At 69.7% G+C, this 26,359-nt stretch carries 31 protein-coding genes; 18 read left to right on the top strand and 13 right to left on the bottom strand.

Annotation, left to right across the window (positions count from 1 at the left end; all coding sequences use genetic code 11):
• Nucleotides 1-703 precede the first annotated feature (703 nt).
• Together ACIGXX_RS16765 and ACIGXX_RS16760 are read left to right on the top strand one after the other, a co-directional pair.
• The gene (locus ACIGXX_RS16765) at nt 704-961 is read left to right on the top strand and encodes a hypothetical protein (RefSeq protein ID WP_399976265.1); all 258 of its coding nucleotides are present in this window, start codon (nt 704-706) and stop codon (nt 959-961) included.
• Between the two features lie 83 nt (nt 962-1,044).
• The gene (locus ACIGXX_RS16760) at nt 1,045-1,257 is read left to right on the top strand and encodes a hypothetical protein (RefSeq protein WP_399976262.1); all 213 of its coding nucleotides are present in this window, start codon (nt 1,045-1,047) and stop codon (nt 1,255-1,257) included.
• 32 nt (nt 1,258-1,289) lie between these two features.
• Here ACIGXX_RS16760 and ACIGXX_RS16755 read toward each other — a convergent pair whose 3' ends face one another.
• Nucleotides 1,290-1,433, bottom strand: a complete 144-nt coding sequence (locus tag ACIGXX_RS16755; protein WP_366464277.1) for a hypothetical protein — start codon at nt 1,431-1,433, stop codon at nt 1,290-1,292.
• Between the two features lie 134 nt (nt 1,434-1,567).
• On the opposite strand from ACIGXX_RS16755, the gene ACIGXX_RS16750 reads away from it, so the two are divergent.
• Nucleotides 1,568-1,804: a hypothetical protein gene (locus ACIGXX_RS16750; protein WP_366464276.1), complete on the top strand. Its 237-nt coding sequence runs from the start codon at nt 1,568-1,570 to the stop codon at nt 1,802-1,804.
• A 177-nt stretch (nt 1,805-1,981) separates the two neighbouring features.
• Here the strand turns inward: ACIGXX_RS16750 and ACIGXX_RS16745 are convergent, their stop codons facing one another.
• Nucleotides 1,982-2,269, bottom strand: coding sequence for a hypothetical protein (locus ACIGXX_RS16745; protein ID WP_366464275.1), 288 nt, complete (start codon nt 2,267-2,269; stop codon nt 1,982-1,984).
• A 190-nt stretch (nt 2,270-2,459) separates the two neighbouring features.
• Between ACIGXX_RS16745 and ACIGXX_RS16740 the strand changes: the two genes are divergently transcribed.
• The 4 genes from ACIGXX_RS16740 to ACIGXX_RS16725 all read left to right on the top strand — a co-directional run bounded on the left by ACIGXX_RS16740 (nt 2,460) and on the right by ACIGXX_RS16725 (nt 3,736).
• A complete protein-coding gene (locus tag ACIGXX_RS16740; RefSeq protein ID WP_366464274.1) occupies nt 2,460-2,660 on the top strand; it encodes a hypothetical protein in 201 nt (66 codons plus the stop codon).
• On the top strand, nt 2,657-2,995 hold the full coding sequence (locus ACIGXX_RS16735) for a hypothetical protein (protein WP_366464273.1): 339 nt from the start codon (nt 2,657-2,659) through the stop codon (nt 2,993-2,995). Before ACIGXX_RS16740 ends, ACIGXX_RS16735 begins: the two co-directional genes overlap by 4 nt.
• A 259-nt stretch (nt 2,996-3,254) precedes the next feature.
• Nucleotides 3,255-3,560, top strand: a complete 306-nt coding sequence (locus tag ACIGXX_RS16730) for a phage capsid protein (protein WP_399976257.1) — start codon at nt 3,255-3,257, stop codon at nt 3,558-3,560.
• A gap of 59 nt (nt 3,561-3,619) precedes the next feature.
• Complete coding sequence (locus tag ACIGXX_RS16725) at nt 3,620-3,736, top strand: Rmf/CrpP fold protein (RefSeq protein ID WP_399976892.1); 117 nt, start codon at nt 3,620-3,622, stop codon at nt 3,734-3,736.
• 73 nt (nt 3,737-3,809) lie between these two features.
• Here the strand turns inward: ACIGXX_RS16725 and ACIGXX_RS16720 are convergent, their stop codons facing one another.
• Nucleotides 3,810-4,388 (bottom strand): DUF6082 family protein, encoded by a 579-nt coding sequence (locus ACIGXX_RS16720; RefSeq protein ID WP_399976254.1) that lies wholly within the window; start codon nt 4,386-4,388, stop codon nt 3,810-3,812.
• Nucleotides 4,389-4,576: 188 nt separating this feature from the next.
• Between ACIGXX_RS16720 and ACIGXX_RS16715 the strand changes: the two genes are divergently transcribed.
• Nucleotides 4,577-4,786: a hypothetical protein gene (locus ACIGXX_RS16715; RefSeq protein WP_399976251.1), complete on the top strand. Its 210-nt coding sequence runs from the start codon at nt 4,577-4,579 to the stop codon at nt 4,784-4,786.
• A 125-nt stretch (nt 4,787-4,911) separates the two neighbouring features.
• The gene (locus ACIGXX_RS16710; RefSeq protein WP_351166655.1) at nt 4,912-5,277 is read left to right on the top strand and encodes a hypothetical protein; all 366 of its coding nucleotides are present in this window, start codon (nt 4,912-4,914) and stop codon (nt 5,275-5,277) included.
• 579 nt (nt 5,278-5,856) lie between these two features.
• Here the strand turns inward: ACIGXX_RS16710 and ACIGXX_RS16705 are convergent.
• A complete protein-coding gene (locus ACIGXX_RS16705; protein WP_399976248.1) occupies nt 5,857-6,633 on the bottom strand; it encodes a GNAT family N-acetyltransferase in 777 nt (258 codons plus the stop codon).
• A 780-nt stretch (nt 6,634-7,413) separates the two neighbouring features.
• Here ACIGXX_RS16705 and ACIGXX_RS16700 point away from each other — a divergent pair.
• From ACIGXX_RS16700 to ACIGXX_RS16675, 6 genes are all read left to right on the top strand, one after another.
• Entirely contained in the window at nt 7,414-8,808 is a 1,395-nt protein-coding gene (locus ACIGXX_RS16700; RefSeq protein WP_399976245.1) for an MFS transporter, read from the top strand.
• 574 nt (nt 8,809-9,382) lie between these two features.
• Nucleotides 9,383-10,165: an MHYT domain-containing protein gene (locus ACIGXX_RS16695; RefSeq protein WP_351166649.1), complete on the top strand. Its 783-nt coding sequence runs from the start codon at nt 9,383-9,385 to the stop codon at nt 10,163-10,165.
• Between the two features lie 140 nt (nt 10,166-10,305).
• The gene (locus ACIGXX_RS16690) at nt 10,306-12,756 is read left to right on the top strand and encodes a nitrate- and nitrite sensing domain-containing protein (protein WP_399976242.1); all 2,451 of its coding nucleotides are present in this window, start codon (nt 10,306-10,308) and stop codon (nt 12,754-12,756) included.
• Nucleotides 12,753-13,217, top strand: a complete 465-nt coding sequence (locus tag ACIGXX_RS16685; RefSeq protein ID WP_351166645.1) for a roadblock/LC7 domain-containing protein — start codon at nt 12,753-12,755, stop codon at nt 13,215-13,217. The genes ACIGXX_RS16690 and ACIGXX_RS16685 overlap by 4 nt, the downstream gene beginning before the upstream one ends.
• A complete protein-coding gene (locus tag ACIGXX_RS16680) occupies nt 13,214-13,648 on the top strand; it encodes a DUF742 domain-containing protein (RefSeq protein WP_351166643.1) in 435 nt (144 codons plus the stop codon). Before ACIGXX_RS16685 ends, ACIGXX_RS16680 begins: the two co-directional genes overlap by 4 nt.
• The gene (locus tag ACIGXX_RS16675) at nt 13,629-14,225 is read left to right on the top strand and encodes an ATP/GTP-binding protein (RefSeq protein ID WP_361474478.1); all 597 of its coding nucleotides are present in this window, start codon (nt 13,629-13,631) and stop codon (nt 14,223-14,225) included. The genes ACIGXX_RS16680 and ACIGXX_RS16675 overlap by 20 nt, the downstream gene beginning before the upstream one ends.
• Before the next feature lie 81 nt (nt 14,226-14,306).
• Here the strand turns inward: ACIGXX_RS16675 and ACIGXX_RS16670 are convergent, their stop codons facing one another.
• A complete protein-coding gene (locus ACIGXX_RS16670; RefSeq protein ID WP_351166639.1) occupies nt 14,307-14,531 on the bottom strand; it encodes a DUF6243 family protein in 225 nt (74 codons plus the stop codon).
• A 367-nt stretch (nt 14,532-14,898) separates the two neighbouring features.
• On the opposite strand from ACIGXX_RS16670, the gene ACIGXX_RS16665 reads away from it, so the two are divergent.
• Nucleotides 14,899-15,423 carry a 2'-5' RNA ligase family protein gene (locus ACIGXX_RS16665; protein ID WP_366465178.1) on the top strand — a complete coding sequence of 175 codons (525 nt, stop codon included), beginning with the start codon at nt 14,899-14,901 and terminating at the stop codon, nt 15,421-15,423.
• A 436-nt stretch (nt 15,424-15,859) separates the two neighbouring features.
• On the opposite strand, the gene ACIGXX_RS16660 is transcribed toward ACIGXX_RS16665, so the two are convergent.
• The 5 genes from ACIGXX_RS16660 to ACIGXX_RS16640 all read right to left on the bottom strand — a co-directional run bounded on the left by ACIGXX_RS16660 (nt 15,860) and on the right by ACIGXX_RS16640 (nt 21,134).
• A complete protein-coding gene (locus ACIGXX_RS16660) occupies nt 15,860-15,997 on the bottom strand; it encodes a hypothetical protein (protein ID WP_361474470.1) in 138 nt (45 codons plus the stop codon).
• Nucleotides 15,997-16,638, bottom strand: a complete 642-nt coding sequence (locus ACIGXX_RS16655; RefSeq protein ID WP_366465177.1) for a hypothetical protein — start codon at nt 16,636-16,638, stop codon at nt 15,997-15,999. Before ACIGXX_RS16655 ends, ACIGXX_RS16660 begins: the two co-directional genes overlap by 1 nt.
• Before the next feature lie 169 nt (nt 16,639-16,807).
• A complete protein-coding gene (locus ACIGXX_RS16650) occupies nt 16,808-17,776 on the bottom strand; it encodes an NAD(P)-dependent alcohol dehydrogenase (RefSeq protein WP_366465275.1) in 969 nt (322 codons plus the stop codon).
• Between the two features lie 389 nt (nt 17,777-18,165).
• Entirely contained in the window at nt 18,166-19,638 is a 1,473-nt protein-coding gene (locus tag ACIGXX_RS16645) for an FG-GAP and VCBS repeat-containing protein (RefSeq protein ID WP_351166631.1), read from the bottom strand.
• 59 nt (nt 19,639-19,697) lie between these two features.
• Complete coding sequence (locus ACIGXX_RS16640; RefSeq protein ID WP_361468623.1) at nt 19,698-21,134, bottom strand: FG-GAP repeat protein; 1,437 nt, start codon at nt 21,132-21,134, stop codon at nt 19,698-19,700.
• Nucleotides 21,135-21,456: 322 nt separating this feature from the next.
• Between ACIGXX_RS16640 and ACIGXX_RS16635 the strand changes: the two genes are divergently transcribed.
• On the top strand, nt 21,457-21,696 hold the full coding sequence (locus ACIGXX_RS16635) for a hypothetical protein (protein WP_366464986.1): 240 nt from the start codon (nt 21,457-21,459) through the stop codon (nt 21,694-21,696).
• 154 nt (nt 21,697-21,850) lie between these two features.
• On the opposite strand, the gene ACIGXX_RS16630 is transcribed toward ACIGXX_RS16635, so the two are convergent.
• Together ACIGXX_RS16630 and fabV are read right to left on the bottom strand one after the other, a co-directional pair.
• The gene (locus tag ACIGXX_RS16630) at nt 21,851-22,900 is read right to left on the bottom strand and encodes a LacI family DNA-binding transcriptional regulator (RefSeq protein WP_361468630.1); all 1,050 of its coding nucleotides are present in this window, start codon (nt 22,898-22,900) and stop codon (nt 21,851-21,853) included.
• A 73-nt stretch (nt 22,901-22,973) separates the two neighbouring features.
• The gene (fabV, locus tag ACIGXX_RS16625; protein ID WP_351166624.1) at nt 22,974-24,188 is read right to left on the bottom strand and encodes an enoyl-[acyl-carrier-protein] reductase FabV; all 1,215 of its coding nucleotides are present in this window, start codon (nt 24,186-24,188) and stop codon (nt 22,974-22,976) included.
• A 314-nt stretch (nt 24,189-24,502) separates the two neighbouring features.
• Between fabV and ACIGXX_RS16620 the strand changes: the two genes are divergently transcribed.
• Complete coding sequence (locus ACIGXX_RS16620; protein WP_399976233.1) at nt 24,503-25,456, top strand: YihY/virulence factor BrkB family protein; 954 nt, start codon at nt 24,503-24,505, stop codon at nt 25,454-25,456.
• A 34-nt stretch (nt 25,457-25,490) separates the two neighbouring features.
• Here ACIGXX_RS16620 and ACIGXX_RS16615 read toward each other — a convergent pair whose 3' ends face one another.
• Nucleotides 25,491-26,237, bottom strand: a complete 747-nt coding sequence (locus tag ACIGXX_RS16615) for a phosphotransferase (protein ID WP_366464989.1) — start codon at nt 26,235-26,237, stop codon at nt 25,491-25,493.
• Nucleotides 26,238-26,359 lie beyond the last annotated feature (122 nt).

Raw genomic sequence — 26,359 nt, 5'->3', positions numbered from 1 at the left:
GTGCGCACTGTTGGCGCTCAGGCTGGACTAGTCTCGCAAGACGCAGCTAAGGACTGGCCGAATGCGACGGGCGCAACCCCGGCCACTACAGCAAGCACCACTGCCAAGAGTTGCGCGTCGATCCAAGGGGCAACACCAGCTAGCAGGATGACGACCACTACAGTCAACCGCCGATACCGGCGCCGACGGATCGTCGCCGACACACAAGCCCCATGCCTCTCAGCAGGTCGTGTCTCACGTGCACGCATGTTGACCTACTTCCGTTCTGTTCGAGTGGGTTTAGGTCGGCGCCGACCCGTTACTCAGTGTGAAACACGAAGGCCGCAAGGCGAGACGTCTGCGGTGAGGAGATTGAACAACGGCGCAGGTTGCAATCTTTTCGCCTCGCGGTAATCGCCACTCCTCCTCAAGGATGAGGAGAATACGTAGTCAAAACTACGCATTAGGCCACCCCATCAGCGGTTTCGATGCAACGGGGTTGGAGCATGGCCCGCGCCATCCAGCGCAGCCCCTCGACCGTGTCGAAGATCGCCACAGCCTTCGAGCCCCCGCTCAGCTTCGACCGCGCCCCACAGGTCGAGGCCGCCGCCCGCGCCCGCACCGCCGACCTCGCCGCCCGCCGCCCGCCGCCCGCCGCGCCACCCTCGCCGTCGACCTACAGGGCGACGCCGAGCACCTACGCACTCAGCTATGGGCGCCCACCGTGCACGGCGAGTTCGCCGGCCACTTTTTTGGCGAGTGGCACGAGACCCACCTACCGCAACCCCGCTTCGGCGACCAACGGGCGATCGTCGCGTCGGTACAGACCGCCGTCGGGGTCTCCCTACGCCTCGCACCCGTCGAGGGCGGAGAGAACGCCGAGCAGGTGCGTTCGATGCTCGGAGCGCTCGGCGAGGCACTGACGCAGGCCGCCGACGACGACCAGGCCCACGACGACGGGGGCGCCGCCGGGGGGGGGTGAGCCGTAGTGCTCGACCTCGGCAATCTGCCCCTGTCCCTCAAGCAGCTCCGCAAAATCGGACAGGCAACCGCCCGTATCAGCCTGTGGCACGGCACAGCGGCGAGACGATCGCCTCGCTACTGGCGTTCGTGATGGCTGTCGCCACGGCGGGGCCGTCCGGGCTCAGCCTCCAGACGTTCGAACGCAACATCCTGGAACCCTTCCAAGATCGCGCGTTGTTCGGTCCCCTCGCACAGCACGTCGTGCACACCCACGGAGCGACGACGGCGACGATCTCGGGCGCACCGTGCACCTGATCGGCGCCGCCGACGCCCGCGCCGAGGGCCGCCTACGTGGCCTCACCGTGCAACTCGCGTACGTCGACGAGGCCACCCTCCTGCCCGAAGCTTTTTGGGTCCAGCTTCTTGCTGTCCGTGCCCGGCGCGCGCCCGTACGCCACGACCAACCCCGACTCACCGCGCCACTGGCTCAAGACCAGGTATCTCGACCGCGCGGGCAAAACTCAACCTGCGTGCCTGGCACTTCCGCCTCGCCGACAACCCGAGCCCGTCGCCCGAGTACGTTGCCGACCTCGCCGCCGAGTACGTCGGCCTGTGGCGCCGCCGCATGATCGACGGCGCGTGGGTGGTCGCCGAGGGCGGCATCTACGACATGTGGGACGAGCCCCGCCACGTCGTCACCGAGCAACCCGACATGCGTCGGCACCGGCTTGGCGTCGACTACGGCACCACCAACCCCTTTGCCGCGGTCCTGCTCGGCGAGGGCGCCGACGGCCGCCTGTACGTGTGCGCCGAATGGCGCCACGACTCGTGCGAGGGCCTGCTCGCCGAAATGCCCGGCTAAAGCTGGGACCCCAAAGCTACCGAGCGCGGCGACGACGCCCCGATCAAGGTCGACGACCACAGCGCCGACGCCCTGCGCTACGTCGTCCATTCCACCGCGCACGAGTGGCGCCACTTGCTCACCGAACGCAGAACTCTATAACACGCAGCAAATATATCCGACATAGCGCGACAGAACCTATTTCGGGAAAGCACTGTAAGGCCAGTCGCTCTTATTGCAGTAGCGACAATATTTCGTCTTTTTCTTTTTCTTGTGGTTCTGCTTGTGTGCCCTTCGAGTCCAACCGATACCTGCACACGTGTCGCACAGCATGTTGATATTTGATAGGCTGTGATACCTCCCATGCTGCGCGGTCGCCTGCCCAATGGCACGGTCGATGACCTTTTCCCGGTCGTACGCCTTGAAGACCCGATTCAGTTCATCGATACCTTTGCCAGCCAGAAACTGACCTACAGCAATGATCACACTTTCGATCATAGTATCCCCCGAGTGTTGTCAATGAGGTATAGCACGGTGCGATACATGATCGGAACGTCTCGACGAAATTCGGATCCTCTAACGCGAGCCGCAACAGGGCCCGCAAGGAATTACTTACTCCCCAAATTTATCCACGGTCTCACCCATCGTACTGATGTGCAATTAGGAGGTGGCCCAGATGCCACTTCCTGAGCCCGGCGCCTCATGGCCGCCCCCGCAATGGGCCCCGTACTACGCCGAGATGCGCCTCGACGACGCGTGGTACTCCGGTGACCGGCGCCGCGCGCAGACCTCCCGGCCACGTCACCGACTGCACGTGCCGTTGCCGTCCGACATCGCCGCCGTGAGCGCGCACCTATTGTTCAGCGACATGCCATGAGCGTCGAGGACAAGGCCACACAGACGCGTCTCGAAACGCTGGCCGACGAAGGCCACGAACAGCAGGTCTTGTACGGAGAAGCCGAGCAGGACGCGGGCCTTTCCGGGGTGTATCTCCGTGCCACGTGGGACTGCGACCTGATCGAGTCGAGCCCGATGGGGCGTTCCCATTTCCAGGGCATCCGGGACGTGTTCGAGGCCATCGACGACGTGTGGACGTCGTGGATGCGCGACATTCGCCTCGCCCGCGCACGGCTGATCGCCCCCGACGGATACCTGCGGGGCCCGGACAGGGCGCAGGGTTCGACGACGATCGCGAGGTCTGGCATTCGCTGAAGATGCCGCCCAACGAGGGCAGCACGATCACGTTGAGTCAGTTCGAGATCAGGGTCGAGGAGCACCAGTGGAGCATCGAGGCACTGACCAGGCAGGCCGCCCAGTCGGCCGGCTACTCCGCGCAGAGTTTCGGCCTCGACGCCCACGGCGGCCCGATCACCGCGACAGAGGTCGACAGCCGCGACGCCCTGTCCATGGTCACCCGGAAGAAGAAAACCGGGTACTGGCGCCAGCATCTCGCGCACATACTGCATGTCTGTTGCAGTCGACGCCGTGCACCTTCGGCCGACCGATCAAACCGGAACGGCCGCGCGTCGAGTTCGGCGACGGCGTCGCCGAGAGCGAGCAGAGCACGGCAACCACCCCCGATCTGCTCGCCCGAGCGGGCGACGTGTCCACCGGGACCAAAGGCCGTTGGCTGCACCCCGATTGGGACGACACCGCCGTACAGGCCGAGGCGGCCGCCATCCTCACAGAGACCGGAGCAGGCGCGCCCGATTGGTGGGCCGAACACGGCAGGCTCACGCAAGCCGAGTTCATCGAGCAGGTGACCGGCAAGCCGTAGCGATAGGCCGACGGCGCCCGGCACAACGCGTCGGACCACCAGAACAAGAGGTGGGTGACATGGGCGCGCGCGAGGGCATCGTGAGAGCAGTCACGGCAGGCCGCGAGGCAGGCCGCAGGGGCGACGCCCAAACCACGTGCCCGCACCCGAGCGCGTCGACGCTGCGGAGCCCGTAGATACGTGGCTACGCTACAACTCGCCCCATTCTTGACTTTGCCGTACCTTCCGCGCACCAGGTGCAACCCGGAGTTAGGCACCTGCTGACACAACTGCCCGGTATTCTTCGTCCGCGAGAGATACGAAGCGCTTGGTTTTCGAGGAATTTCCCGCGTGCGCCAGCTCACTCCATCCAGCACGCGCCCTGTCCCAATACGCTCTAGAAATCTCCCCCTCGAAGAAATGGCGGAATAGCAGGCTGACTTGCTGGTCTGTCGTTTCTTTAATCATGTAAGCAGAGTGCCACCACGACACGATGAGGTTCGAGAACAGCATCTGTCGCGCTACGACTTCTGGAAGCTCTGACAGGGGACTTCCCCAGCAGGGCCGCAAAATCTCGTCATTGATGGACATCACCAACAGCTCTCGGTGTGACGCCCTCATGTTCTCTTCTCGGGACAGACGCGTTTGTCGGGATTGATAGATCAAAGACATTGCGACGCCCACTAACGCAGCAGCCGAGATGATCAGCGATAGCACGGTCATCGAGCCCCCTCCGTGCCCATAGACGCTGCTGTCCGGTAGCTGGTTCCTCCGAAACAACTCATCACAGCCCGCTCGGCGCGGGCTCCTTTTCGTTTGCCCGCATCCGGCCGAGCGCCAGGCGCGCACGGCCCCGGACACCGTCCCCGGAGGACCCACGTGTCGACCCCGCCCCCGGCCACCGCACGCGCCCCGCCCCCGGCGCACCGATCGGCACCCCGCCAGCCCCCGGCACCGGCCGCACCAAGCACCAGCTCGACCCCGCAGACCCCTGGCCGCGCCGCCTGTCGAGACCACCGAGGGCGACGTGACCCGCCTTGCCGAAGTGGGCACAGCAGGCGCTCACCGTCAGCTCGACCGCCGCCCGACGGGCCGCCGTTCAGGCCGCCGTGGTCCAGGCCGCGCCGGCCGTAGGCACCGACATCGCCCGCCTGCTCGACTCCGCCAGCTTCACGGCCGCCGTCGCGCACATCGACCCGACCGACCTGGGGCTGGTGGGTTCCTGGCTGCTGGTCGATCGAGAGTGATCGAACGCTTCAAGTTTCATGGGGCGTTGAGTGGCAACACGGACTGCATGGCTGAAGAGAGAAGAAGAACCTCTAAGGCAACAGCCGCCAAGGAGCGGTCCACTGCGAGTACAGGAGCGCGCAAGGTGAACACCACTGCACAGAAGGCAAAGCAGGAGTCGGCCGAGGCTGCCGAAAAGGCGAAGGGTTCCGCCGGGGAAGCGGCCGACGCCGCCAGTTCTGGTGCGCACACCTTCGGTCTCGCGACTCAGCGTGCAAAGCAGGCGGCAGCCGCGGGTATCGAAAGTGGCGGCAAGACGGTGGTGTCGGCCACCGGCAAGGTCGCTTCAACGGCCGTCGCCGGCTGGACCCTGGTGAAGAACCGCAAGGCCATTGCCGCAGGGGCTGCCGCCGGTCTGGTCAGTGTGGTCGGTGTTTCCTTCACCGCCGGGCGCCGGACGGCGAAGATTCAGGGCGGTCCGCTGACTCGGCTGACGCATGGCCGCCTCTGACATCTGCCGCATAGACCAACCACACCAGACGCCAGGGTGGAGAGGGCTGAGCCCTCTCCACCCTGGCGTCTGGTGATGTCACTGGCCCGCCCGCCGGCCGAACTCCTCGCCACGGGGCCGCTGTCCGGATACTACGTAGCGGATTCGGGTGCCCTGATGCCCCCGAACCACGCTCTGGTTCCCGGCACGCTACTGGTGCTGGGGTGAGACTCCCCTGCCAGGCCAGCAGCCACAGCCAGGGCGGGCTACGGCTACCCCGTGACCTCCCTTCCCCTGCCACTCCCGCTGGCGCTGTGCCGTCCTGTCGAACAGTCGCTGGCGTTCGGGGCTCAGGCATGACAGGAGTCAGGGCTCGGAGCCCCAGCGGACATCGGCCAGCCCCAGCGGAAGATCACGAGGCTGGAGCAACACACCGTTGAACTGACGTCCGCGTTGGAGGGAGCCCGATCCGATCTCGATGCCGCGAGCAGGCCAACCGGGACTTGACCAGAGCGCTGGACCAACGCGGCCGACAATCCTCGTAGGGGCGTGGTCGGTACTGGTTGAGGGGATCACCGGCACGCCACCGCTGCTTTCCGATCAGCCGCGTTCGAAGCAGTGCGAGTGGCCGATGACGGAGAAGCCGCGACGCTCATACCACTGGCGCGGCCAGTCTGACGCGTCGGCGGTCAGGAACCGGGTACTGCAGTCCTCATCGGCAGCCATGCGCAGGGCAGTGGCCAGGACGGCATCCGCGTAACCGCGCCTGAGGTGAGCCTCGGAGGTGATCAGGTCCTCGATCTGGGCTATGCCAGTTGCCGGGTCCACATAGAGGTCGGCCCATGAGGCGACCTCGCCTTCCTCCGTGAGAGCACCGATGAAGCGAACGATGTCAGCCCCGCGCCGACGAGCCTCGCGTCGGTCGACAAGGTGGCTTATTACCTCGTCGCCGACGCCCGGAAGGAGGCCCCGCCAACGTCGGGTGAGCGGAGTACGTATCGCATCGAGGTCTACCTCGCCTGCGGGTCGGCCTGCCGGCACTGGGCCTGCGTGCAGCATCACCAGATAGATGGAGTGGCTGTATCCAGCCCGTGTCAGCGGCTCCGCACACGCCATTCCAACTTCGTCATCAAAGACGGAGATCAGCCGGTGTGGCAGATGACCCAGTGCTTCCTCCGCGATGGTGGGCAGCGTCTCCGGGTCGACGGCCATATCGATGATGACCTGGTTGTTCGCTCGGGAATGGTGAAAAGCATCGTCATATACAGCAAAGCCGCCAGGAAGGTCGACGATGTGCGCGGCCTGGCGGCGGGCGAAGGCGGACAGGAAGGCGTTGATGCCCTGAAGGTCTGAGCCTGGAAGGTCTGAGCTTGGCATGCAGGGAGACTACGGAGCGATGGCCATGACTGCCTTCGAATTGCACCGCGGCAAGAACACTGCCCCGGAGCCCTTCGGTCGTCCGGTCATCCGGCTGCCGGCTCACAAGTTCAAGTGGCGCCACAGGTGTTGCACGCACCGCGAAGACGGCCGGCAGGACCGGCCCAACCGCGACCGTGCCACCACAACCAGGGCCAGGCGATCGCGACCCGTGACGAGCAACTCCATCCGGCCACCACGGACTTCGCGCGCTACCCGACCGGGGGGCGCGAAAGCCCCCGGCCTTCCCGGCTCCGAGCCGTACCACGCCGACTCGCGCCGAGTGTTCCTCCGCGTTCCACGCAAAGCCGGGGGGCGGCTATCTGGTGTGCGACGGGACCCGGGGATGTCATATGGTGGACGGGTCCCTGTGCCGAGGTGTCGGTGGCAGCGACCGGATTTCTTGTTCCATCTTTTTCGATCTTGAGGTGACGTCCTATTAACCAGGCCATGTAGTCGTCCGCGTTCCCCGCGTGCTGATGTGTCGCACGTGTCCGGGGGCGGACGTCGCGCTGGCCTGAGTTGCGTCACCCCTCCCCGCAGTTTTCCTTCCCGGGTGCAGCTCTGCCGTCTGCCCCGGGCTTTGGTGTTTTCCGGCCCCGGTGCGGCTGTCGGCTGGGCTCCCCCGATTCCTTTGGATCAGGAGTTCCCGTTTTGTCTTCCCCCGCGCTCGACAACGAGCCACAGCACACCACCACCCAAACCCCAGGCCACCCATCAGCTGGACCCTCGAAGGCGGCCTTGGGAGCCTGGATCGCCCTCCTGGTGCTGCTGACCGCCGAGCTGATGAACATGCTCGACCAGTCGGTCGTCCTGACCGCCCTGCCCGCGATCCAGGAGTCGACCGGCGCCGGACCGGTCGCTGTGCAGTGGCTGACCACCGCCTATTCCCTGCCGGTCGCCGTCGGGCTGATCACCGGCGGACGGCTCGGTGACATCTACGGCCGACGCAAAATCCTGCTCATCGGCACCGTCGTGTTCACCGCAGCCTCGCTGCTGTGCGGTCTGGCCACCGGCCCGGGCGTGCTGATCGGCGCCCGCCTGCTTCAGGGCGTCGGCGTGGCCGTGATGATCCCGCAGGTCCTGGCGACCATGCACGTCACCTTCGAAGGCCAGAACCGCAGCAAGGCGTTCGGCCTGTACGGGGCCGTCCTGGCCATCGCCAACGTCCTGGGCCCGGTCCTGGGCGGCGTGCTCACCCAGGCCGACCTGTTCGGGCTGTCCTGGCGGCCGATTTTCCTGGTCAACGTGCCCGTCGGGCTGGCCGTACTCCTCCTCGGACGCACCTTTATCCCCGAATCGACCGTCCGCAAGGCCGACCGGCTCGACCTGGTCGGCATGCTGCTGTCCGGCCTGGCCATCGTCCTGATCCTCTTCCCGCTCACCGAGGGCCATGCCCACGGATGGCCGCTGTGGAGCTTCGTCATGCTCGCCGTCGGCCTCCTTGTCCTGGGTGTCTTCCTGCGCCACCAGCGGCGCAGGCAGGGCAACGCCCCGCTGGTGGCCCTGTCCCTCTTCCGGGTCAGGCAGTTCTCCGGGGGCATGGCCGCGGACCTGCTGCACGGCCTGCTGTGCGGCCTGTTCTTCATGACCTGGACGCTGTACCTGCAGCGCGGACTGGGCATGAGCCCGCTTGAAGCGGCCGTGGCCTTCGTACTGCTCTCCGTGGGAGAACTGGGCGGCGCGACCATCGCGGCGAAGACGGCCGGACGTTTCGCCCGCCGTCTGCCGCAGGCCGGAGCCCTCATCGCGACCGCTGCGATGGTCACCTACGGGCTCCAGATCGGCAGCCACCAGGCCGACCTGACCCTGCCGGCGATGACCGCTCCGGTGGTGCTGATCGGCTTCGGCCTGGGCATGGTCTCCGGCCCGCTCACCGATCTGTCGCTGGCCAAAGTCCCGCACGAGGACGCCGGTTCGGCCTCGGGCCTGTTCAACACCGCCATTCACCTGGGCATCGCGCTGGGCACCGCGCTGACCGCCGTGGTGTTCTTCGCCATCACCGGCGGCTCTCCCGACGGCGCGGTCAACCGCGACGCGTTCGTCACCGTGCTGTGGTGGGTCGGCGGCCTCCTCGCCCTGATGTGGGCCCTGATGTTCTGCCTGCCCAGGCAGGCCGACCACCAGGCAAACTGAGCCACCCCCAGGTCCCGGCCGGCACGTCGGCCGGGACCTGGGCCCGCAGCTCTCCTCGGCCTCCCGCCCTCGGCGGCATCGGGGTCCCGAGGGGTGCAAGCCCCGACCCGGCCCACAGCCGGTCCAGCAGAGCGAAGTTGAGGCCCACGAAGACGCCCTCCACGGTGGCGTCTTCCCGGTCAGCCATGTGGTCCCGCAGGACATCCCAGAACGGCCCAGTCCGGGCACACAGAGCGGACGACTGCGCGCTCGGGAATCTCGTCGGGTACGCGTCCCGCGGCGCCCGCGGTGGACGCCCGTCCAGCGAGCGGGAGACTGCACCGGCATGTCCCGGATATCCGGAACTGGGCGTGTCGCCCGCGGTGTCGGGAGCGGTTCGATACGCGGCGTGACAAGAGTCGCACCTATGTGTGCGATCAGTGACGGCCCTGTGGGCGTGCAGCCCGGTGAACTCGGGCTCTACTGTTCGGTAACCCTCACAACAAGCGGTTTTCGTGCCCCCTGGCGGGAGATCCACTGCGTGCTAGCGTCCCGGGTCGCCGGGGGGCCGACACAGCCAAGTGAGAGGAATCCCGTGGGTCACATGCACCACATGGCAGGGGGCTGGGCCACTCCGGTCCTGTCGTACGCCATGGCCGTCGTCGGCGCCGCGCTGGGACTGCGCTGCACCGTGCGCGCTCTGGCAGCCGGGGGGCGGTCCAGGAGGAACTGGCTGATCAGCGCCTCGGTCGCGATTGGCGCCGGCATCTGGACCATGCACTTCATCGCGATGCTCGGCTACACCGTCGACGGCACCGCGATCCGCTACGACATCCCGCTGACCCTGCTCAGCCTGGTGGTCGCGATCACCGTGGTCGGCGCGGGCGTCTTCACCGCCGGCTACGGCAGCTCCCGGGCGCGCTCCATCGTGCTCGGCGGCGTCGGCACCGGACTCGGCGTCGCCGCGATGCACTACATCGGCATGGCCGCCGTCCAGCTCAACGGCTCGATCTCGTACGACCCCGCGCTCGTCGCGCTCTCCGTCTTCATCGCCATCGCCGCCGCCTCCGCCGCTCTGTGGGCCGCGCTGTCCGTGCGGGGGCCGACCGTCGCGGCTCTCGCCTCGCTCGTCATGGGTCTGGCGGTGAGCAGCATGCACTACACGGGCATGGCCGCCGTCACGGTGGATGTGCGCGCCGGGACCGCGCCGCTGCAGGGCGCGAGCGCCACTTCCTTCATCCTGCCGCTCGCCGTGGTGCTCGGCTCGTTCCTCTTCCTGACCTGCGCGTTCGTCGCACTGTCCCCCACTGCGCGTGAGCGCGCCGAGAGCGAGGCCGCCGCCCGCCCGCTGCACGAGGTCGAACTCCCGGTCTCCTGACCGCGGCCGGGCCGCCCCGGCCGCCCCTCTCCCCACCCGCGGCACGCGCCCCGTCACGCACGTCGGCGCCCCGCGTACTCCCGGGGCCGACGCATTCCGCGCGCCCCCGCACTCCTGCACCGCCAAGGAGACCCTTCGTCATGCCCGCACGCCCTCTGCTGCCCGAACGCTGGCGCCCCAAATCGATCCGCGCGAAGGTCGTCACTCTGCTGACCGTGCCGGTCCTCTCGCTGATGGCCCTGTGGGGACACGCGGCCGTCACCACCGCCTCCCAGGTCTCGGCCACCGAGCAGCTGCGCCAGATCGACTCGACCCTGGTGCGGCCCGTCGCACGGTTCAACTCCGCGGTGCAGGACGAGCGGGCCGCGGCCCTGAAGTACCAGGCCGCGCCCGGCGGCACCGCCCGCGCCGACTTCGACGCCGCGCAGGCCCGCACGGACAAGACCGTCACGGCGCTGCGCGCGGGCATCCGCTCCGGCAGCACCGACCTCGCGGCACTCGACGCCGCGCTGCCCGGCCGCGTCCGCTCCCTGCTCACGAGCGCCACGTCGCTCGGTGAGCGGCGCGAGAGCACCCGCGCCGCCTCCGCCGTGCTCTCCGACTACGGCAAGGCCGTCGACCGGGCCTTCGCGGTCCGCTCCGGGCTCGCGGGCGCCGACCAGCCCGACCGCGCCTCCGCCACCCGTACCGTGCTCGAACTGGCCCGCTCCCGCGACGCGTTGAGCCGCCAGGACGCCGTGCTCGGTGCCGCGCAGGCGAGCGGGACCATGTCCGGGGCCCAGTACCGTACGTACGTCGGCGATGTCGCGAAGCAGCGTGCCTTCGCCGACGCGGCCGTGTCCGACCTGCGGTCCCAGGACGCCGCCGCCTACCGCAAGGTGCTCGACTCGCGCTCCGCAGCCGGCCTCGCCACCGCCCAGGGCGCCGTCCTCGCCGCCGGCCCCGCCGACGCCGCCACGGCGGTGAGCGCGAGGCACTGGGACTCCGTCGCCGGTCCCACCCTGTCCGGGCTCGCCACCGCGGAGCAAGGAGCGATCGACACGGGCGCCGGGGCGAAGCCGTACTCCCTGTCGAACCTGGGCAGTTCCGGCCTCGCCGTACTCCTCGGTCTGCTCGGTGTGATCCTCTCGCTCCTGCTCTCCGTACGCATCGGACGCGGCCTCGTCGACGACCTGACCGGACTGCGCAACTCCGCGCTGGAACTCGCCGCCCGGCGGCTCCCGGCCGCCATTCGCCGCATCCACGGCGGCGACGGCCTCGATCTGGAGAAGGAGGCGCCGCTGTCGCAGAAGCCGGTCCGGGACGAGATCGGCCAGGTCGGTGCGGCGCTGACCACGGTGCAGCGTGCCGCGCTGCGCGCCGTCGCGGGCCGCGCCGCCGTACTGACGGGTGTCTCCGGTGTGTACGTCAGCCTCGCCCGCCGCAGCCAGTTGCTGCTGCACCGTCAGCTGGAACTCCTCGACACCATGGAGCGCCGCACCGAGAACCCCACGGACCTGGAGGACCTCTTCCGCCTGGACCATCTGACGACGCGGATGCGCCGCCACGCCGAGTCCCTGCTGATCCTCTCCGGCTCCGCGCCCGGCCGCGCCTGGCGCAACCCGGTCCCGCTGATCGACGCCGTGCGCGCGGGCATCGCGGAGACCGCGGACATCGAGCGGGTTCAGCTGCACGACATCCCCGATCTGCGCCTGTCCGGCTCGGGGGTCGCCGACCTCATCCACCTGATCGCCGAACTCACCGAGAACGCGGCCTCCTACTCGCCGCCGCACACCCCCGTGGTGGTGCGCGGTGAGGAGGTCGGGGCGGGCGCCGTCCTGGAGATCGAGGACCGCGGTCTTGGCATGGGCGACGAGGCGCTCGCCGCGGCCAACGAGAAGATCCGGGCCGCGGACGTCGACCTGCTCGACTCGCGCCAGCTCGGCCTGTTCGTGGTCAACCGCCTCGCCGAGCGCCAGCACGTCGACGTAACTCTGCGCCGCTCGGTCTACGGCGGCATCACCGCGGTCGTCTTCCTGCCGCAGCAGCTCCTGGAGGCCCCGCACCCGGGCCTGCGCCCCCTGCCGGAACCGGAGCCTTTGCGGGCGGTGGAGCCGGGCCCCGCACCGGACCTCGACCCGGCCCTCCCCCATGTCCCCGCCCAGCGGCACCACAGCCGGGCACCGGCGGACGCACCCGAGACGGAGCCCCGCCCCTCGCACGGTGCCCCGGCGCCCATGCAGCTGCCCGGCCGCGCCCGGCACGCCGCGGTCCAGCGGCCCGAGACCCCGCCCGCCCCTACCGGGCAGCCCACCGACGCACCCGACGGACAGGGACCGGACGGGCAAGACGCGGAGGACGGACTGCCGCGCCGGGTGCGCCAGGCCAGCCTCGCGCCCGAACTGCGCCAGGACGACGACGCGAGCGCGGGCCCGCAGCCCGCCCAGAGCCCGACCGTCCGCTCCCCGGAAGCCGCCCGCGCCACGATGGCGTCGCTGCGCTCCGGACGGCGCCGTGCCTCCGTCACCCGCGACGAAACGGCCGGCCCCGGCACCCCGGGCCCCTCTCCCCACCACCACGCAGCGAACGACGAAGGGTTCCGAGACCGATGACGCCGACCTACTCCGTCACCTCCGTGGGCAGCCAGATCGACGACCACGGCAGGCGAGGCATCGACTGGCTCCTGGACGACCTCGTCGACCGCGTCGCGGAGGTCCGGTACGCGGTCATGCTGTCCACCGACGGCCTGTGCGTCGGCGCCTCGCTCGGGATGGGCCGCGACGAATCGGAGCGTTTCGCCGCCATCGCCTCCGGCTTCCACTCCCTCGCCAAGGGGGCGGGCCGGCACTTCGACGCGGGCGGCGTCGTCCAGACGATGATCGAGCTGCAGGGCGGCTTCCTCTTCGTGATCGCCGCCGGAGACGGCTCCTGCATCGCCGTGTTCACCGACGGGAACGCCGACATCGGCCTGGTGGCGTACGAGATGGCCCTGCTGGTCGACCGGGTGCGCGAGCACCTGACCGTGCCCGTGCGGACGGACGGCGCGCCCACGCCGGACGGCGAGGCCTCATGACCGACCGGCCATCCAACCGCCGCAGGGGCGATCCGGGCGACGGCTTCGCCGAAGCGTGGACCGACCGTTACGACGACGAGGCCGGGCCCCTGGTCAGGCTCTACGCCATGACCGCCGGTCGCGCCCGCACCGACAACGGCGCGGAGCGCGTCGACCTGATGGCGATCGTCCGGCGCACCGGCACCGCCCCGCGCGGCCCGCTCCCACCTGAGCAGCGAGCCCTGTTGGCCCTGAGTGCCCCTGGCCCGCGCCCGGTCGCGGACCTGGCGTCGGACTCGGGACTGCCCCTCGGTGTCGTCCGGGTCCTGCTCGGCGACCTCACGGCGCAGGGCCTGCTTCACATCACCCCGCCCCAGTCCACCGCCAGCGGGAAAGAACGTCCTCCCGCCCACCTCCTGCGAGAAGTGATCAATGGCCTCCGTGCACTCTGACCACCCGCGGCCCGCGGTGTCCGCCGACTTCACCGCGCTCAAACTCCTGATCGCCGGCGGCTTCGGCGTGGGGAAGACCACGCTGGTGGAGTCGGTCAGCGAGATCCGTCCCCTGCGTACGGAGGAACCCCTCACCGAGGCGTCACGCCCGGTGGACAGCCTTGAGGGGGTGACCACGAAGACCACGACCACGGTCGCCATGGACTTCGGCCGCATCTCCCTGCACGACGATCTCGCCCTGTATCTGTTCGGCACGCCCGGTCAGGACCGGTTCTGGTTCGTCTGGGACGAGTTGGCCACGGGCTGCCTGGGCGCGGTGGTCCTCGCCGACACCCGCCGGCTCGCGGACTGCTTCCCCGCCGTGGACTACTTCGAGAGCCGCGGCATCCCGTTCATCGTCGCGGTGAACTGCTTCGACGGAATCCGCAGCCACTCCCCGGAGACGGTGGCCCGCGCGCTCGACCTGAACCCGCACACGCCCGTCCTGCTCTGCGACGTGCGTGACCGGGAGTCCGGCAAGGAGGTCCTGGTCTCCCTGGTCGAGCACGTCCTGAGCCGGGAGCTGGTCGCCCGCTGACGCCGTACGACAGCAGGGCCCGGACCGCACGTCGCGGTCCGGGCCCTGCCCCGTACGGTGCCGCCCTGCGGCGGCGGTGCGTCAGCTCTGCGCGGCGTCGTCGCTCGTCTGCCCGGCGTCGTCGCTCGTCTGCCCGGCGCCCTCGGCTGTCTTCTCGCGCATCTTGCGCACCAGCTCCGCCTTCTGGTCGGCGGCACCCTGGCGGTCGAGGTTGCGGTGCGGACCGTTGTTCTGCCGTTCGGCGCGGGACAGCTTCTTGCGCTTGCCGCCGCCCATGCCCACGGGGTTGTTGATGTTCTTGCTCACGGGTTCTCCCGGAATGATGTGAAGTGATCTACGGATTCATCGGTGGGGGACGGGCGCGGCGACGTCTAGGGAGGTCAGCAGGGGCCCGTCACACTCTCACTCGTAAATCAGCGTCTGGAAGAACATGACCATGCCCATGACGTTACCCGGTCCCGACGGCCCCGCACACCACGTTTCCGTCCTCCCGGCGTCGGCCGAGTGTGTAACCTCCGGCGGTGATCATTGAACGAACCGCCGCAGCCGCACCCCCTCGCTTCGCGGACGAGGCGTTGCGCAGACTGGTGGAAGACGGCTTCCGGGTACACGCATCCCTCTGGCCGAGGTTGTCGCAGCGGGATTCGACACGGGAAGCGAGGTGACGGCCGCGATGCCCGCACCGGGAACGACGGCTGTGCTGGCCCTGCTGCCGGACGCCGAACCACTGCTGGAGCTGGCCTCCGAGGTGGACGCGCGGGCGGTGCGGCCGGAGGTGCCCGCACACGCCACGCTGCTCTACCCGTGGCTGTCGGCCGACCGGATCGATGCGAGGGAGCTGGAGCGGTTGCGGGCCGCACTGCTGCGGGCCGCGCCGGAGGGCGGCCGGATTCCCGTCCGGCTGGCCGAGGTCGAGCAGGCCGGTGCGTTCGCCGGTGTGCCGGTGCCCGAACTGCGCGCCCTGGCCACCGCCGTTCGCGCCGCGTACCCCGAACAGGTCCCCTACGGTGGCCGGTTCGGGCAGGATCCGCCGGTGCACGTCACCGTGTCGCTCGACGCGACAGCCCACACGGCCGCCGAAATAGCACGTCACGTCACCGGCCGCCTGCCGATCTCCTCCGAGGTGTCCGCTGTGCACGTGGTCGCCCTCACCCCCGACGGTTGGCAGATCCTGGCCGAGTTGCCGCTCACCGCTTGACCGGGCGGAGTTCCCGATTGGTCATCGGTCGGCCCCTCGGCACTGGGTTGCGCCCGGTTACCGGGCGCGTGTTGGCCTGGCCCCGTCGAGAGCCTCCCGCAGCGCGAGCAGCCCGGGAAGATCTGCCTGCGCCACAAAACGTTCCAGCAAGTGGCCGACGCGCCACTGCCGCCCCTCCTTCACCGCTCGCACGATGTCGGTGATCGCTCGGAGTTGACCATCAGAAGGTGAAGCGTTCAATCAAATTACCCCGCAGAAGTTGCCGGTACCGAACCCGGTCCGGCACTCCAACTCTCCTCCGCCCGACCGGCCAAAACCCCTCCCCCGCACAAACGGTTACGAACTGTCCCGAGAACCGAGAATCGAGAGCCGAGAACCGAGAACCGGCCTGCACAGCGGCACACGCGATCCGATCTCTGGCTCGCACAAGAGGCACTCAGCACGCCCGCAAATAGACCCGCGCCCGATCGGACTTGAGAGACTGGATGTGGATCTCGATCCACTGCACCTTCTTACGCCGGTCGTCGTTCACGCACGGCGGGCAGACACCCGCCCAGCGCGTCCCCTTGGTCATCAACGGCCCTCCTGGTCCCCCTTCGGCCCTCCAGGCGTGAACGGCCCGGTCGCGGGGGCTACGCAGGGGTCGATGACGGTCTGCTCGCCGGCCGCTGAGCCCTCCAGGCAGAGGCGACCGCCCTTGTCACGCAGATCGAGGAAGAACCGTGTGCTCGCTCCGGCCTGCCTGAGGTCGTGGATACGGTCGTCGACGTAGCCGAGGTCGTGCAGGATCGTCCTCACCTTGGCGGGGGTTGGGCCCTTCAGATTCCACAGCGCCTGGGCGATGCGTTCCTCATGGCGGGCGCTCGCACACCAGTCGCGAGCGTTCAACTCCACTTCCGGCCCGGCCGTGGGGGCGATGGGCTCGACGTCCGCTTCCACCGAACCCGGCAGCGTCTCCGCCGGTTCGGTCGGCGGTGCCTCGGGCGGGGCGCTCGGGGGACACGGCTGTGCGGCATGATCCAGCATCTCTGTGAAGGCCGCGTCGCTCTGGCCTCCGGCGGTGACTGCGGACTTGGCCCGCTCTCCGCCGGCGTCGGCCTTCTTGCTGCCGCACGCGCCGAGCGCAAGGACGGCAACGGCTGTCATCACGAAGGTGAGCTGCGGGCCCCGTGAGGGGCGGGCGAAGGTGCCGACTGGGACAGGGATGCGTGTCATGCGCACAGTCTTGGATCGAGCGGCCCGCCGCACGTGAGTACGCGTACTCACCGTGCGGCGGGCTCATTGCTCAGCCGTCCCTGCGTTGCTGTGCGCGAGGCGGGCGGTGTAGCAGCGGCAGGCCGACATGCGGGTGATCCGTCCGGCTCAAGACGCGATCACCCTCAGCTCAAACGGTCACGACTATCTTGCCCCGGGGATGGCCCCTCTCCAGGTGTTTGATCGCGGCGACGGCTTCGGAGAGCGGGTAGGTGCGGTCGATGGCCGGTGCGATCGTGCCGGTCTCGGCGAGCCTCTTGAGGGTCAGCAGGTCCTGCTGACGCACCCTGGCGATCAGGCTGCTCAGCGTCTGGCCGAGGAACGGTGAGAGCGCGTAGCCACGGAGCTGGCGGCCCAGGCCGCCCACCCAGTCGCCGCCGCCTTCACCTCCGGCCATGACCAGGGCGCCCTTGGGGGCAAGTGCGCGGCGCAGCAAGGACAGTGGGCGGTTGCCCGCGGCGTCGAGGATGATGTCGAACCGGTGTTTGCTGTCGGTGATCTCCTGGCTGGTGTAGTCGATGACGTCGGTGGCGCCCAGGGCCCGGACGAAGTCCGCCTGGCCGGGGCCGCAGACGGCGGTGACCTCGGCTTCGTACGAGACGGCGAGCTGTATGGCGTAGGTTCCGATGCCGCCGGAGGCGCCGATGACGAGGACGCGCTGCCCCGGTTTCGGGCGCGCCTTGCCACTGAGGGCCTGGTAGGCGGTGACGCCGGAGACGGGCAGAGCCGCGGCTTGTTCGAAGGTGAGATTGCCGGGCTTGGGCGCGAGCTTGTCGGCCTTGGCGCAGGTGTACTCGGCCAACGAGCCGTCGCCGCTGCCGAAGACTTCGTCGCCCGTCTTGAACCCCGTCACCTTCGCACCGACCGTCTCGACCACTCCGGCGACGTCCCAGCCCCGAACCGGGTTCTTGGGCTTGCGGATTCCCAGGGCGAGGCGGGCGATGTAGGGCTTGCCCGTCATGAGGTGCAGGATGCTCGGGTCCACCCCGGCCGCACGCACCTGGACCAGCACTTCGTCGTCGCGAGGCGCGGGACGGCGCAGGTCGCGCAGTTCCAGGCTGTCGACGGTGCCGTACGGGCCTTGGGCGATGGCCTTCATGGGTCCCCCTGGTTGGTGCTGCCACCCCGTAGCATCCCGCCAGTTCGAACCACTGACCAGACTCCGCTCAGCGGGGTTGGCCTCTCTTGCTGAGGCGAGCCGTGGCCGGGAGGCCGATGAGGAGCAGGAGACCGGCTGCCACGGCGTAGGTGAGGTGGTGGCCGGTCAGCGACAATCCGTACGCCGCGCGTGTTCAGCAGGTTCCGGTCCAGCAGGACCGCATCCCCGCTGCGGGTACGCCCACGGCGCCACCACAGGTATCCGGTGGCCGCGGCGGCCGCGGCCATCGCTGCCGCGAACAGGCGGCCCCCGGGCCGGGACGCCGCCGGCGTCGTTCCCGCACGGCGCGCCGCCTCTGTCAGCGGCGCGCCGCCCGCGTCACCGGGGTCTCAGCGCCCGAGTATCTGCCCGTAGTACAGCGCGCCCCGCAGCCCGAACAGCCGTGGCGTCAGCGCCTTGGAGCCTGCCCCGGCGCCGTTCGGCAGGGTCCAGACACCGCCTGTGCTGAGGTTCTGCTCGTACTCCGCGCTGTTCTCGTTGTAGACGCCGACCGTGACGTCGCCGTCCCCGTCACCGTCGTAGTCCCCCAGGGCCAGCGCCGAGCCGAACTCGTCGTTGACCTCCGACGTTCCCGGGACCCCGGTGGAGTCCTGGTGCCAGGCCGCCGACCTGGCGGTGCCCGAGGCGTCGAGCAGACCGTCCGGGCCCGAGGTCAGCACGGTCGCCGAACCGGCGCGGTCCGCCGTCCCGATGGCCTCGGCGGGCGTGCCCGCCACCAGGTCGTCCCGGCCGTCCCCGTTGAGATCGCCCGCGGCCAGCTTGATGCCGAAGTTGTCCGCCTGCTCCGCCGTGCCCGCGACGCCCGGGGTGTCCTGGTTGAACGTCTGGTTGCGGGTGCCGAAGCCCTCGGCGCCCCCGCCTCCGTAGAGCACCCGCACCTTGCCGCCCTTGGCCAGTTCGTCGGGGCCGCAGGCCTCGGTGGGCCGGTCGGCCTCGGCGATGATCAGGCAGTGCCCGAGGGCCAGGTCGTCCACGCTGTCGCCGTCGAAGTCGCCCGCGGCTACGGCGTAGCCGGTGGCCGGGGACTTCCAGTACTCCTGCAGGGCCGAGCCGTTCCAGCGCCACAGGGTGGTGCGCGAGTAGTCGTTGGAGTACGAGGAGATCGCCAGGTCGGTCTTGCCGTTCCCGTCGAAGTCCCCGGCCGCCAGCCTGCCCGCGGTGCCGCCGAAGCCGGTGTCGAGCAGGTGCGTCAGCGGCTTGTCCTCGGTGAGCGGGCCCGGGCGCAGGGTGACCTCGCCGAACTCCCCGTGGGGCAGGCCCACCGCCACGTCCACGGCGCCGTCCTGGGTGAAGTCGCCCACGGAGAGCGAGGCCCCGGCGCCGCTGCCCCTCGAACCCTGCGCGATGGTCCTGCCACGCTCGAAGCGGCCACTGGACGAGCCGTACAGCACGACCACCGCGCCGTGGCCCGTCGCCTCCGGGTCGCTGCCGACGTCCTCGCCGCTCACCCCGACGACGACGTCGGTGAAGCCGTCGCCGTCCACGTCGGCCGTCTCGACGGAACTGCCGAACCGGTCGTTCTTCTCGCTGGTGCCGGGGACTCCCGGGCTGTCCTGGCTGACCGAGGCGGTGGAGGTGCCGGCCCCGCTCGATCCGCCGTAGAGCACGTGGAGGTAGCCCGCGGACGTCTCGCCGTCGACGTCCCCTCGATAGACGCCGACCACGGAGTCCGCGTATCCGTCACCGTTGAAGTCGGCGCCCTGGACGGCCGCCGGTGCCGCGCCCGCCGCAGTGGCGAGCCCCGCCGAGGCGAGGACGGTGGCGGCGCCCAGCAGGGCGGCCGAGAGTCTCTTACTGCGCACAGATGCTCCACATCGCAAGGTGGGAAGGTGGGTGGCCGTACTGGAGGACAGGCAGCTGCCTAGGAGCCCAGCACTTCGCCGTACTTGATGGCCCCGTTGGGCAGCGCGAAGCCGAACGGCGTCAGCGACTTGCCCAGCGGGTAGGTCTCCTCGGTGCTGCTCGGCGCGAACCAGACGCCGCCCGAGCGGGGCTCACCGGCGTTCTCCCCGGGCGCGCTCACCGCGGTGTCCCACAGTCCGTCGCGGTTGTAGTCGCCGACGGCCACCTGGGCGCCGAAGCGGTCGCCGGCCTCGGCCGTGCCGGGCATGTTCGGGGTGCTCTGACTGCGGGCCAGGCCGCCGTAGGGGCCGTGCTCGGTGCCGTTGAGGGTGACGTAGCCGCCCGCGTCCTTCACGGTGCCCACGTCCTCGCCGGGCACGCCGACCACCAGTTCCGGACGGCTGTCGCCGTTCAGGTCGCCGGCGGCAAGCGCGGCGCCGAAGTCGTCGCCCGACTCGGCGGTGCCGCCGACGTCCGGGTTGGACTGGGTGATGCACTCGTTCTCGGTGCCGAAGTGCGCGGTCTTCGAGCCCTTGAGCAGGAGCACCGCACCGCCGAGAAGGTCCTCGCAATGCGTGGTCTCCGACTCGCCGTTGGGCATGACGAGGCCGACCGCGAGGTCGTCCGTGCCGTCCCGGTCGAAGTCGGCGGTGGCGAGCGCGCTGCCGCGGTCGGCGTCGGCCCACCACTGGGCGGGCTTGGCCTGGTCGTCCCAGCGCGTGATGAAGGTGCCGGAGTCCTCCATGGCCTTCCAGGTGGTGGCCAGATCGTCCCGGCCGTCGCCGTCGAAGTCACCGGTGGCCAGGTCGACGGTGTTGCCGCCCATGCCGTAACCGCGCAGGGTGGTGGTGGGCGCCGGGTCGGCGGTGAGGGGGCCCGGACGGAACCGGAGTTCGCCGCGCTCCTCGCCGCTGTCGTTGTACGCGAGGTCGATGTCGCCGTCCCCGTCGTAGTCGCCCGCGGCGATGGTGTCGCCGATGCCGCTGAACTCGCTCGCGCCCCTGGCCACGGTGGTGCCCTTGACGTTCCACTCCGAACCGTCCAGGACGGTGATGGTGCCCTCGTTCCCGAGCTGCTCGGAGCTGAGCGACTCGCCGCTCGCGCCGACGACGAGTTCGAAGACGCCGTCGCCGTTCACGTCGACGGGCTCCACGGAGGAGCCGAAGCGGTCGCCCGCCTCGGGGGTGCCGGGGATGCCGGCCTCGGCCTGGCTGATGACGCCGGTGGACTGGCTCGGGCTCTGCGGGCCGCCGTAGATCACGCTGATGTAGCCGGCCTTGGCCTTGCCGTCCACCGTGGCGTTGGGCATGCCGACCGCGATGTCCGCGTATCCGTCGCCGTTGAAGTCGAACCGCGGGGTCGTGGCGGCCGCGGCGCTCCCGGCGAGCGGCAGGCTCAGACCGGCCGCGGTGAGTGCCGCGACGACGGCAGTGGCGGTCAGGGTACGTGCACGCACGGTGGAACTCCCGTTGTTGAAGGGGGAAGTGAGGGGAAGGGCTTGCGGGAGTGTGACGCATGAGGCGTACGAAGGGTTGTGCGAAAGTGGCTGCCCGGTGAACGGAACGTCCTTCCGCCCGAGTTGACCGCCGCCTGCGCGCCGCCACACGGCGGGTCACCGCCCGGCGCTGACAGCCGGCCACCGGCACGCGTTTGCGCTCTCCGGCAGCCGGCCCCTGGTCCCCCGCGGCCTCGTGACCACTATGCGGACAATCGGACGAGCACATTCCGGTTGGTGCCTACGATCCGTCGGTACGTCCCTGCACGGCTTCAACCAGGCCGTGCTGCGCCTCGGTTCGACGCTGACGCTGTTCTTCTTCCCCGTCCTCAGCAGCGGCCTCGGCACGCACGTCTACTGGGTCATTCTCGCCGCCCCCGCCCTCGGCTTGATCACACTGCTGGCCAAGCGCTGGGAGCCGGTCGGCTTCGACGCGGACGCGGAGGAGCGGATGCGGGACATGGACGCTCGTCAGCCCTCCAGGTGTCCGCGAGATGCTGCTGCGCCCGTGGCGCGAACCTGACGCTCACCCTGAACCTGAGGTTGAGACATCGACGGCAGCACCACTCGATGCGACCATCCGACCCCACTCCATCTGTCCACAGCACGCGTCCATCCAGCGCACACGCACAGCAGCAGACAGCATCCGGGCCACTCGGCTGCTGAGGAGGGTGCGGTCAGGCGGACTGCCGCTCGACCAAACGCGTCGGGGTGACCACGGAGGACAGCGGAGGGCTGTCCTCTGGCGACGCGGGCTCGCCCGTCGTCCGCTTGAACAGCAGCCGGGCCATCAGGCGTCCCATGCCCTCGATGTCCTGGTTCACGGTGGTCAACGGTGGCTCCGTCGCCTCGGCGATGGTCGCCAGGTCGTCGAAGCCGACGACCGCCACGTCCTCGGGTACGCGGCGCCCGCGCACCCGCAGCACGCCCAGGGCACCGGATGCCATCAGGTCCGAGGCGACGAAGACCGCGTCCAGGTCGGGGCACCGGTCGAGGAGCGCGGCCATGGCGTCGGCGCCGCCCCGCAGCGTGAAGTCGCCCTCGGCGATCAGCTGGGGCGGGGTGTCGAGGAGTACGTCGCGGTAGCCATCGAGGCGGTCGATCGCCGAAGCCTGGTTGAGCGGGCCGGTGATGGTCCCGATGCGTCGGCGTCCCAGCGCTACGAGATGCCGGACGGCTTGCCTGGCTCCGCCGCGGTTGTCGGCGTCGACGTACGTGTAGCCGTGGCCGCGACGGCCGGTGCCCACGGCCGGGCGACCGCCGAAGATGGCAGGCAGGCCCATGTGCTCGACCATGGCGGGCAACGGATCGTCGGTGCGCAGCGAGAAGAGCAGGGCTCCATCGACGTGGCCACCGCCCAGGAAGTTCGCGACGCGCGGATAGTCGTCCTGTTCCTCGATGAACAGCAGTACCGGCTGTGCTCCTTGGTGGACGAGTTCCTGTCGGATGCCGCGCAGGTGACAGTCGAAGTAGGGGTCCACGAAGAGCCGGTTCTGCGGTTCGGTGACCACGACGGCGACGGCGTTGTTGTGCCGGGTGACCAGGCTCCGGGCGGCTTGGTTGGGTACGTAGCCCAGTTCGTCCACGGCCTGTCGGACGCGTTCCGCGACCGCGGCCCGCACTCGGGGCTCGCCGTTGATCACACGGGACACCGTGGACTTCGATATCCCCGCACGGCGCGCTACATCCTCGAGTGTGGGGCGATGTCCGTTCAACCGTTCCGTCAACAGCTTCTCCGATGCGCGCAGTTCCTCGATCGCTGGACACGTTAGCCCTCGGCCGCCGGGAGTCGCAGGTGTATCAGGGCGTGTGATCGGGCCAGGGGACATCTGTGGCGACCGGCGCCGCGTAGTCGATGCCGGGCACGGAGAATCCGTAGAGGCGTCGGATCTCGGCGCGGAACCAGTCGAGGTCGGCCAGGTCGGCGATGTTCGCCGTGGTGGCGGCCTCCCAGCGGTCGGCGACGGCCGCCTGGACGTCGTCGGTCAGCTCGAAGGTGTCCAGACGTATCCGGCCCGCGTCGTCCAGAGCGAGCGGGGCGGCGCCGGTGAGCTGGTCCCACAGGGCGGAGAGCTGGCGGATCGGCGGGACGAGGGCGTCTCCCAGGACCCCCCGCAGCAGGCCGGTGTACAGGGCGATGCCGGGGATCGCGGTGGAGGACTGGGTGACGGCCGCGGCGTTGACGGAGGTCACGGCTCGCCCTCCCACCATCTTGTCGAGCCGCTCGTTCAGGGCACGGGCGGTGGCCTCCAAGTGTGTCTTGGCCGCGCCGATGGTGCCCTGCCGGTAGATCGCCGCCGTCAGCGACGAGCCGATGTAGGACAGTGCGGCGGTGGCGAACCGGTCGGCGAGCAGCCCCCGTCCGGCGAGGTGGTCGATCCAGCGTTCCCAGTCCGCGCCGCCCATCACGGCCACGGTCTGCTCCACGTCGTCGCCTTCGGCCGGCTCGGTCTCCACCTCGCGGACCTCGGGCACGCCCTCGTCGTCGAAGACCAGGGTCTTGGTGCGGTTGGCCCGACCGATCGGCTTGAGGACCGAGGCGTAGGTGGTGCCGGTGGTGGGGTCGGTACGCCGGGGCGCGGCCACCGAGTAGATCAGGTAGTCGAGCCGGCCGCCGAACCGCTGCTCGATGAGGTCGGCGACCTGGTCCTTCATCGCGTCGGAGAACGCGTCGCCGTTGAGGAATACCAGGTCCCTGCCTGCGGTGCGGGCGATGTCGGCGGTGGCACTGGTGCGGTACCAGCCGGCCGTCGCGGTGCGCCTCGCGGTGGGAGCCTTCTCGAAGCACACGCCTATGCCGCGGATACCGGCACGCTTGAGTCCGGCGAGCGTGGCCGCGAGCCCGTATCCGGCGGAGGAGCCGATGATCAGCGCGACCGGCCCGTCGCCGTCCGGCAAGCCGGCGGGGGCGGGGCATGCCTGCCACATGTCGGCCACCAACTGCCCGCACCCGGCCGGGTGGGAGTCGAGGAAGAGGAAGCCGCGATTGCGGGGAGTCAGAACGCGCTCGTTCACGGTGGCAGTCCTTGGGTCGGCCGAGACAGGGATACGGCGGCCGGCCTGGCCACCGCGTTCTGCAAGTCTGTGCCAACTCGGACGTGGGCAGTTGCTCTGCCCACCACAATGATCACGAGCCAGTCTTGGAGTGTTTCCCCACTTCCCGCCGAGCACGAAGCGGCCGCGGCCTGCGCGGCATCGACAGAGCGCTTCGATCTCGCCCTGAGCCGCCGCGATCTTGGCCAGACCGGATTGCGGCGGCATCGCCTGGGCACCGGGCACTGGTACGCAGGAACTTCCTGCCGACGTACGACGGGCGAGGCGGGCGGGGCATGGGCACGGCGACGACGGTTCCCGAGACACGGGACATGCAGGGCGAGGAACTCTCCGGGGACGAGGCGTTCGTGGCGCTGCGTCACTACGGCAGCTGGCGGCTGCTCCGCGACGCCTTCGTGCGGTTCCGGTACGCCGACGGGTTCAGCCACTCCCGGGCACTGGCGCTGCAGACGGTCCTGGCGGTCGTCCCGCTGGCGATCGTGTTCGTCGGCCTGTCGACCGTGCTGCACACTCAGGGCATCGGCCGGTTCGCCGAGGTGGTCATCCACCGCATGGCACAAGGGCCGAGCGCCGATGTCGTCGACGAGGCACTGACCCGCAGCCGCCGGACCGCGGGCGGAGGCACGCAGGTCGCCCTCTGGTTCGGGCTCATGTTCTCCCTCGCCAACGTCACGACGGCCATGTGCCAGATCGAACGCGGCGCCAACAGGATCTACGGCAACGAGCGCGACCGTCCCTTCCACCGGAAGTACCTGCGCGGCATCGTCATGGCCGTCACCGCGGGCCTGCCCCTGGGACTGGGCTTCGTCGTGATGGTGGCGGGCCGTGACCTGGCGGCCGCGGCGGTGACGGTCTTCGGCATCGGTCCTGAGGTGAGCGCCGCGTTCGGGGTGGTGCGCTGGCCGTTGGGCTTCGTGCTGGCGCTTGTCTCGGCGAGCGTCATCTTCCGTCGCTCGCCTCGGCGGCGCCAACCCGGTTACACCTGGCTGGCGTTCGGCGCGGCGGTCTACCTCCTCCTGTGGACAGGTCTGACCGGTCTGCTGAGCCTGTACCTCTCGGTCAGCGGCTCCTTCGACACCGTCTACGGCCCGCTCAGCGCCTTCATGTCCCTGCTGCTGTGGGCCTACCTCACCTCGATCGCCCTGTTCCTGGGCTTGTCCTTCGCGGCCCAACTCGAGGCGGCCCGGGCGCTGAAACCCGGCCCCATCGAGGCGGATCCGGGCGTGTGACGGGCGGGCGCACCTCCTGACAGCTGGGATCTCCTCACCGCTGGGATCGCAGCACGTCGACCTCACAGCCCGGCGCGGTCGGGTCGAAGCCGTGCTCGACCAGCCAGCGAACTCCCAGCAGGCTCCGCACCGACCACCAGGCGCGGATCACGTCGAGGTCGACGTCGGTGCCGTATCCGGCGACGACGTCGCCCAGGTGCTCCGCGTGTCCGAGCGTCAAGGTGGCCAGGTCGAACAGGGCATCGCCCTGGCCCGCCTCGGACCAGTCGATGATTCCGGTGATCTCGTCACCCTCGACGAATACGTGAGCGATCTGCAGGTCGCCGTGGGTGAACACCGGAGTCCACGGCCGGAGCGCGGCCTGGGCGATCCGGAGGTTGCGGGTAACCAGGTCGGCGGGCAGCACGCGGTTGGTCACGAGCCACTCGCACTCGCCGTCGAGATCGGCCGCCAACTCGTCGAGGTCCCGGCCGCCCCGCCCGGTCCAGGCCGGCAACGCCGTCTCGTGCAGCTTCCGTACGGCGGCGCCCGCCGCGGCCCACGCCGCCGGCGAGGCGGTCGAGGGCTCGCCCAGGCGGCCCAGCGCCGTCCCCGGAAGCGCGGCGATCGCGAGCACGGGCGGCTTGCGCCACAGCACCTCCGGGGTCGGAACCGGCGCCCATGCCATCGCCTCGACCTCGACGTCCACGCGCGCCTGATCGGCGTCCACCTTCAGGAACACATCGCCGACGCGCAGGGTCGCACGCTCGGAATGGGCGACGACGACCTTGACCTCATCCATGGCCGCCCAGTATCCCGAATGCCCCACGACGCCACCGGCATTTATCGCGGGCGACTGCCCGGCTGACCCGTCCCGCCACAGCTGACAGCGGGAGAAGCGGGCGGGCGCCGGAGGCTGTGCGC

Source organism: Streptomyces sp. NPDC055243 (assembly GCF_044544025.1).
Taxonomy (GTDB): domain Bacteria; phylum Actinomycetota; class Actinomycetes; order Streptomycetales; family Streptomycetaceae; genus Streptomyces.
The sequence above is the reverse complement of the archived record's forward strand: the minus strand, read 5'-3'. Positions and strand labels throughout refer to the sequence as shown.

Excerpts from the sequence above, each read along its gene's own strand:
- ACIGXX_RS16750 (WP_366464276.1), top strand. The coding sequence starts at position 1,568 with ATGATCGACGGCGCGTGGGTGGTCGCCGAGGGCGGCATCTACGACATG.
- ACIGXX_RS16740 (WP_366464274.1), top strand. The coding sequence starts at position 2,460 with ATGCCACTTCCTGAGCCCGGCGCCTCATGGCCGCCCCCGCAATGGGCC.
- ACIGXX_RS16735 (WP_366464273.1), top strand. The coding sequence starts at position 2,657 with ATGAGCGTCGAGGACAAGGCCACACAGACGCGTCTCGAAACGCTGGCC.
- ACIGXX_RS16725 (WP_399976892.1), top strand. The coding sequence starts at position 3,620 with ATGGGCGCGCGCGAGGGCATCGTGAGAGCAGTCACGGCAGGCCGCGAG.
- ACIGXX_RS16705 (WP_399976248.1), bottom strand. The coding sequence starts at position 6,633 with ATGCCAAGCTCAGACCTTCCAGGCTCAGACCTTCAGGGCATCAACGCC.
- ACIGXX_RS16690 (WP_399976242.1), top strand. The coding sequence starts at position 10,306 with ATGCCCGCACGCCCTCTGCTGCCCGAACGCTGGCGCCCCAAATCGATC.
- ACIGXX_RS16685 (WP_351166645.1), top strand. The coding sequence starts at position 12,753 with ATGACGCCGACCTACTCCGTCACCTCCGTGGGCAGCCAGATCGACGAC.
- ACIGXX_RS16680 (WP_351166643.1), top strand. The coding sequence starts at position 13,214 with ATGACCGACCGGCCATCCAACCGCCGCAGGGGCGATCCGGGCGACGGC.
- ACIGXX_RS16675 (WP_361474478.1), top strand. The coding sequence starts at position 13,629 with ATGGCCTCCGTGCACTCTGACCACCCGCGGCCCGCGGTGTCCGCCGAC.
- ACIGXX_RS16665 (WP_366465178.1), top strand. The coding sequence starts at position 14,899 with ATGCCCGCACCGGGAACGACGGCTGTGCTGGCCCTGCTGCCGGACGCC.
- ACIGXX_RS16660 (WP_361474470.1), bottom strand. The coding sequence starts at position 15,997 with ATGACCAAGGGGACGCGCTGGGCGGGTGTCTGCCCGCCGTGCGTGAAC.
- ACIGXX_RS16655 (WP_366465177.1), bottom strand. The coding sequence starts at position 16,638 with ATGACACGCATCCCTGTCCCAGTCGGCACCTTCGCCCGCCCCTCACGG.
- ACIGXX_RS16650 (WP_366465275.1), bottom strand. The coding sequence starts at position 17,776 with ATGAAGGCCATCGCCCAAGGCCCGTACGGCACCGTCGACAGCCTGGAA.
- ACIGXX_RS16620 (WP_399976233.1), top strand. The coding sequence starts at position 24,503 with ATGGGCACGGCGACGACGGTTCCCGAGACACGGGACATGCAGGGCGAG.
- ACIGXX_RS16615 (WP_366464989.1), bottom strand. The coding sequence starts at position 26,237 with ATGGATGAGGTCAAGGTCGTCGTCGCCCATTCCGAGCGTGCGACCCTG.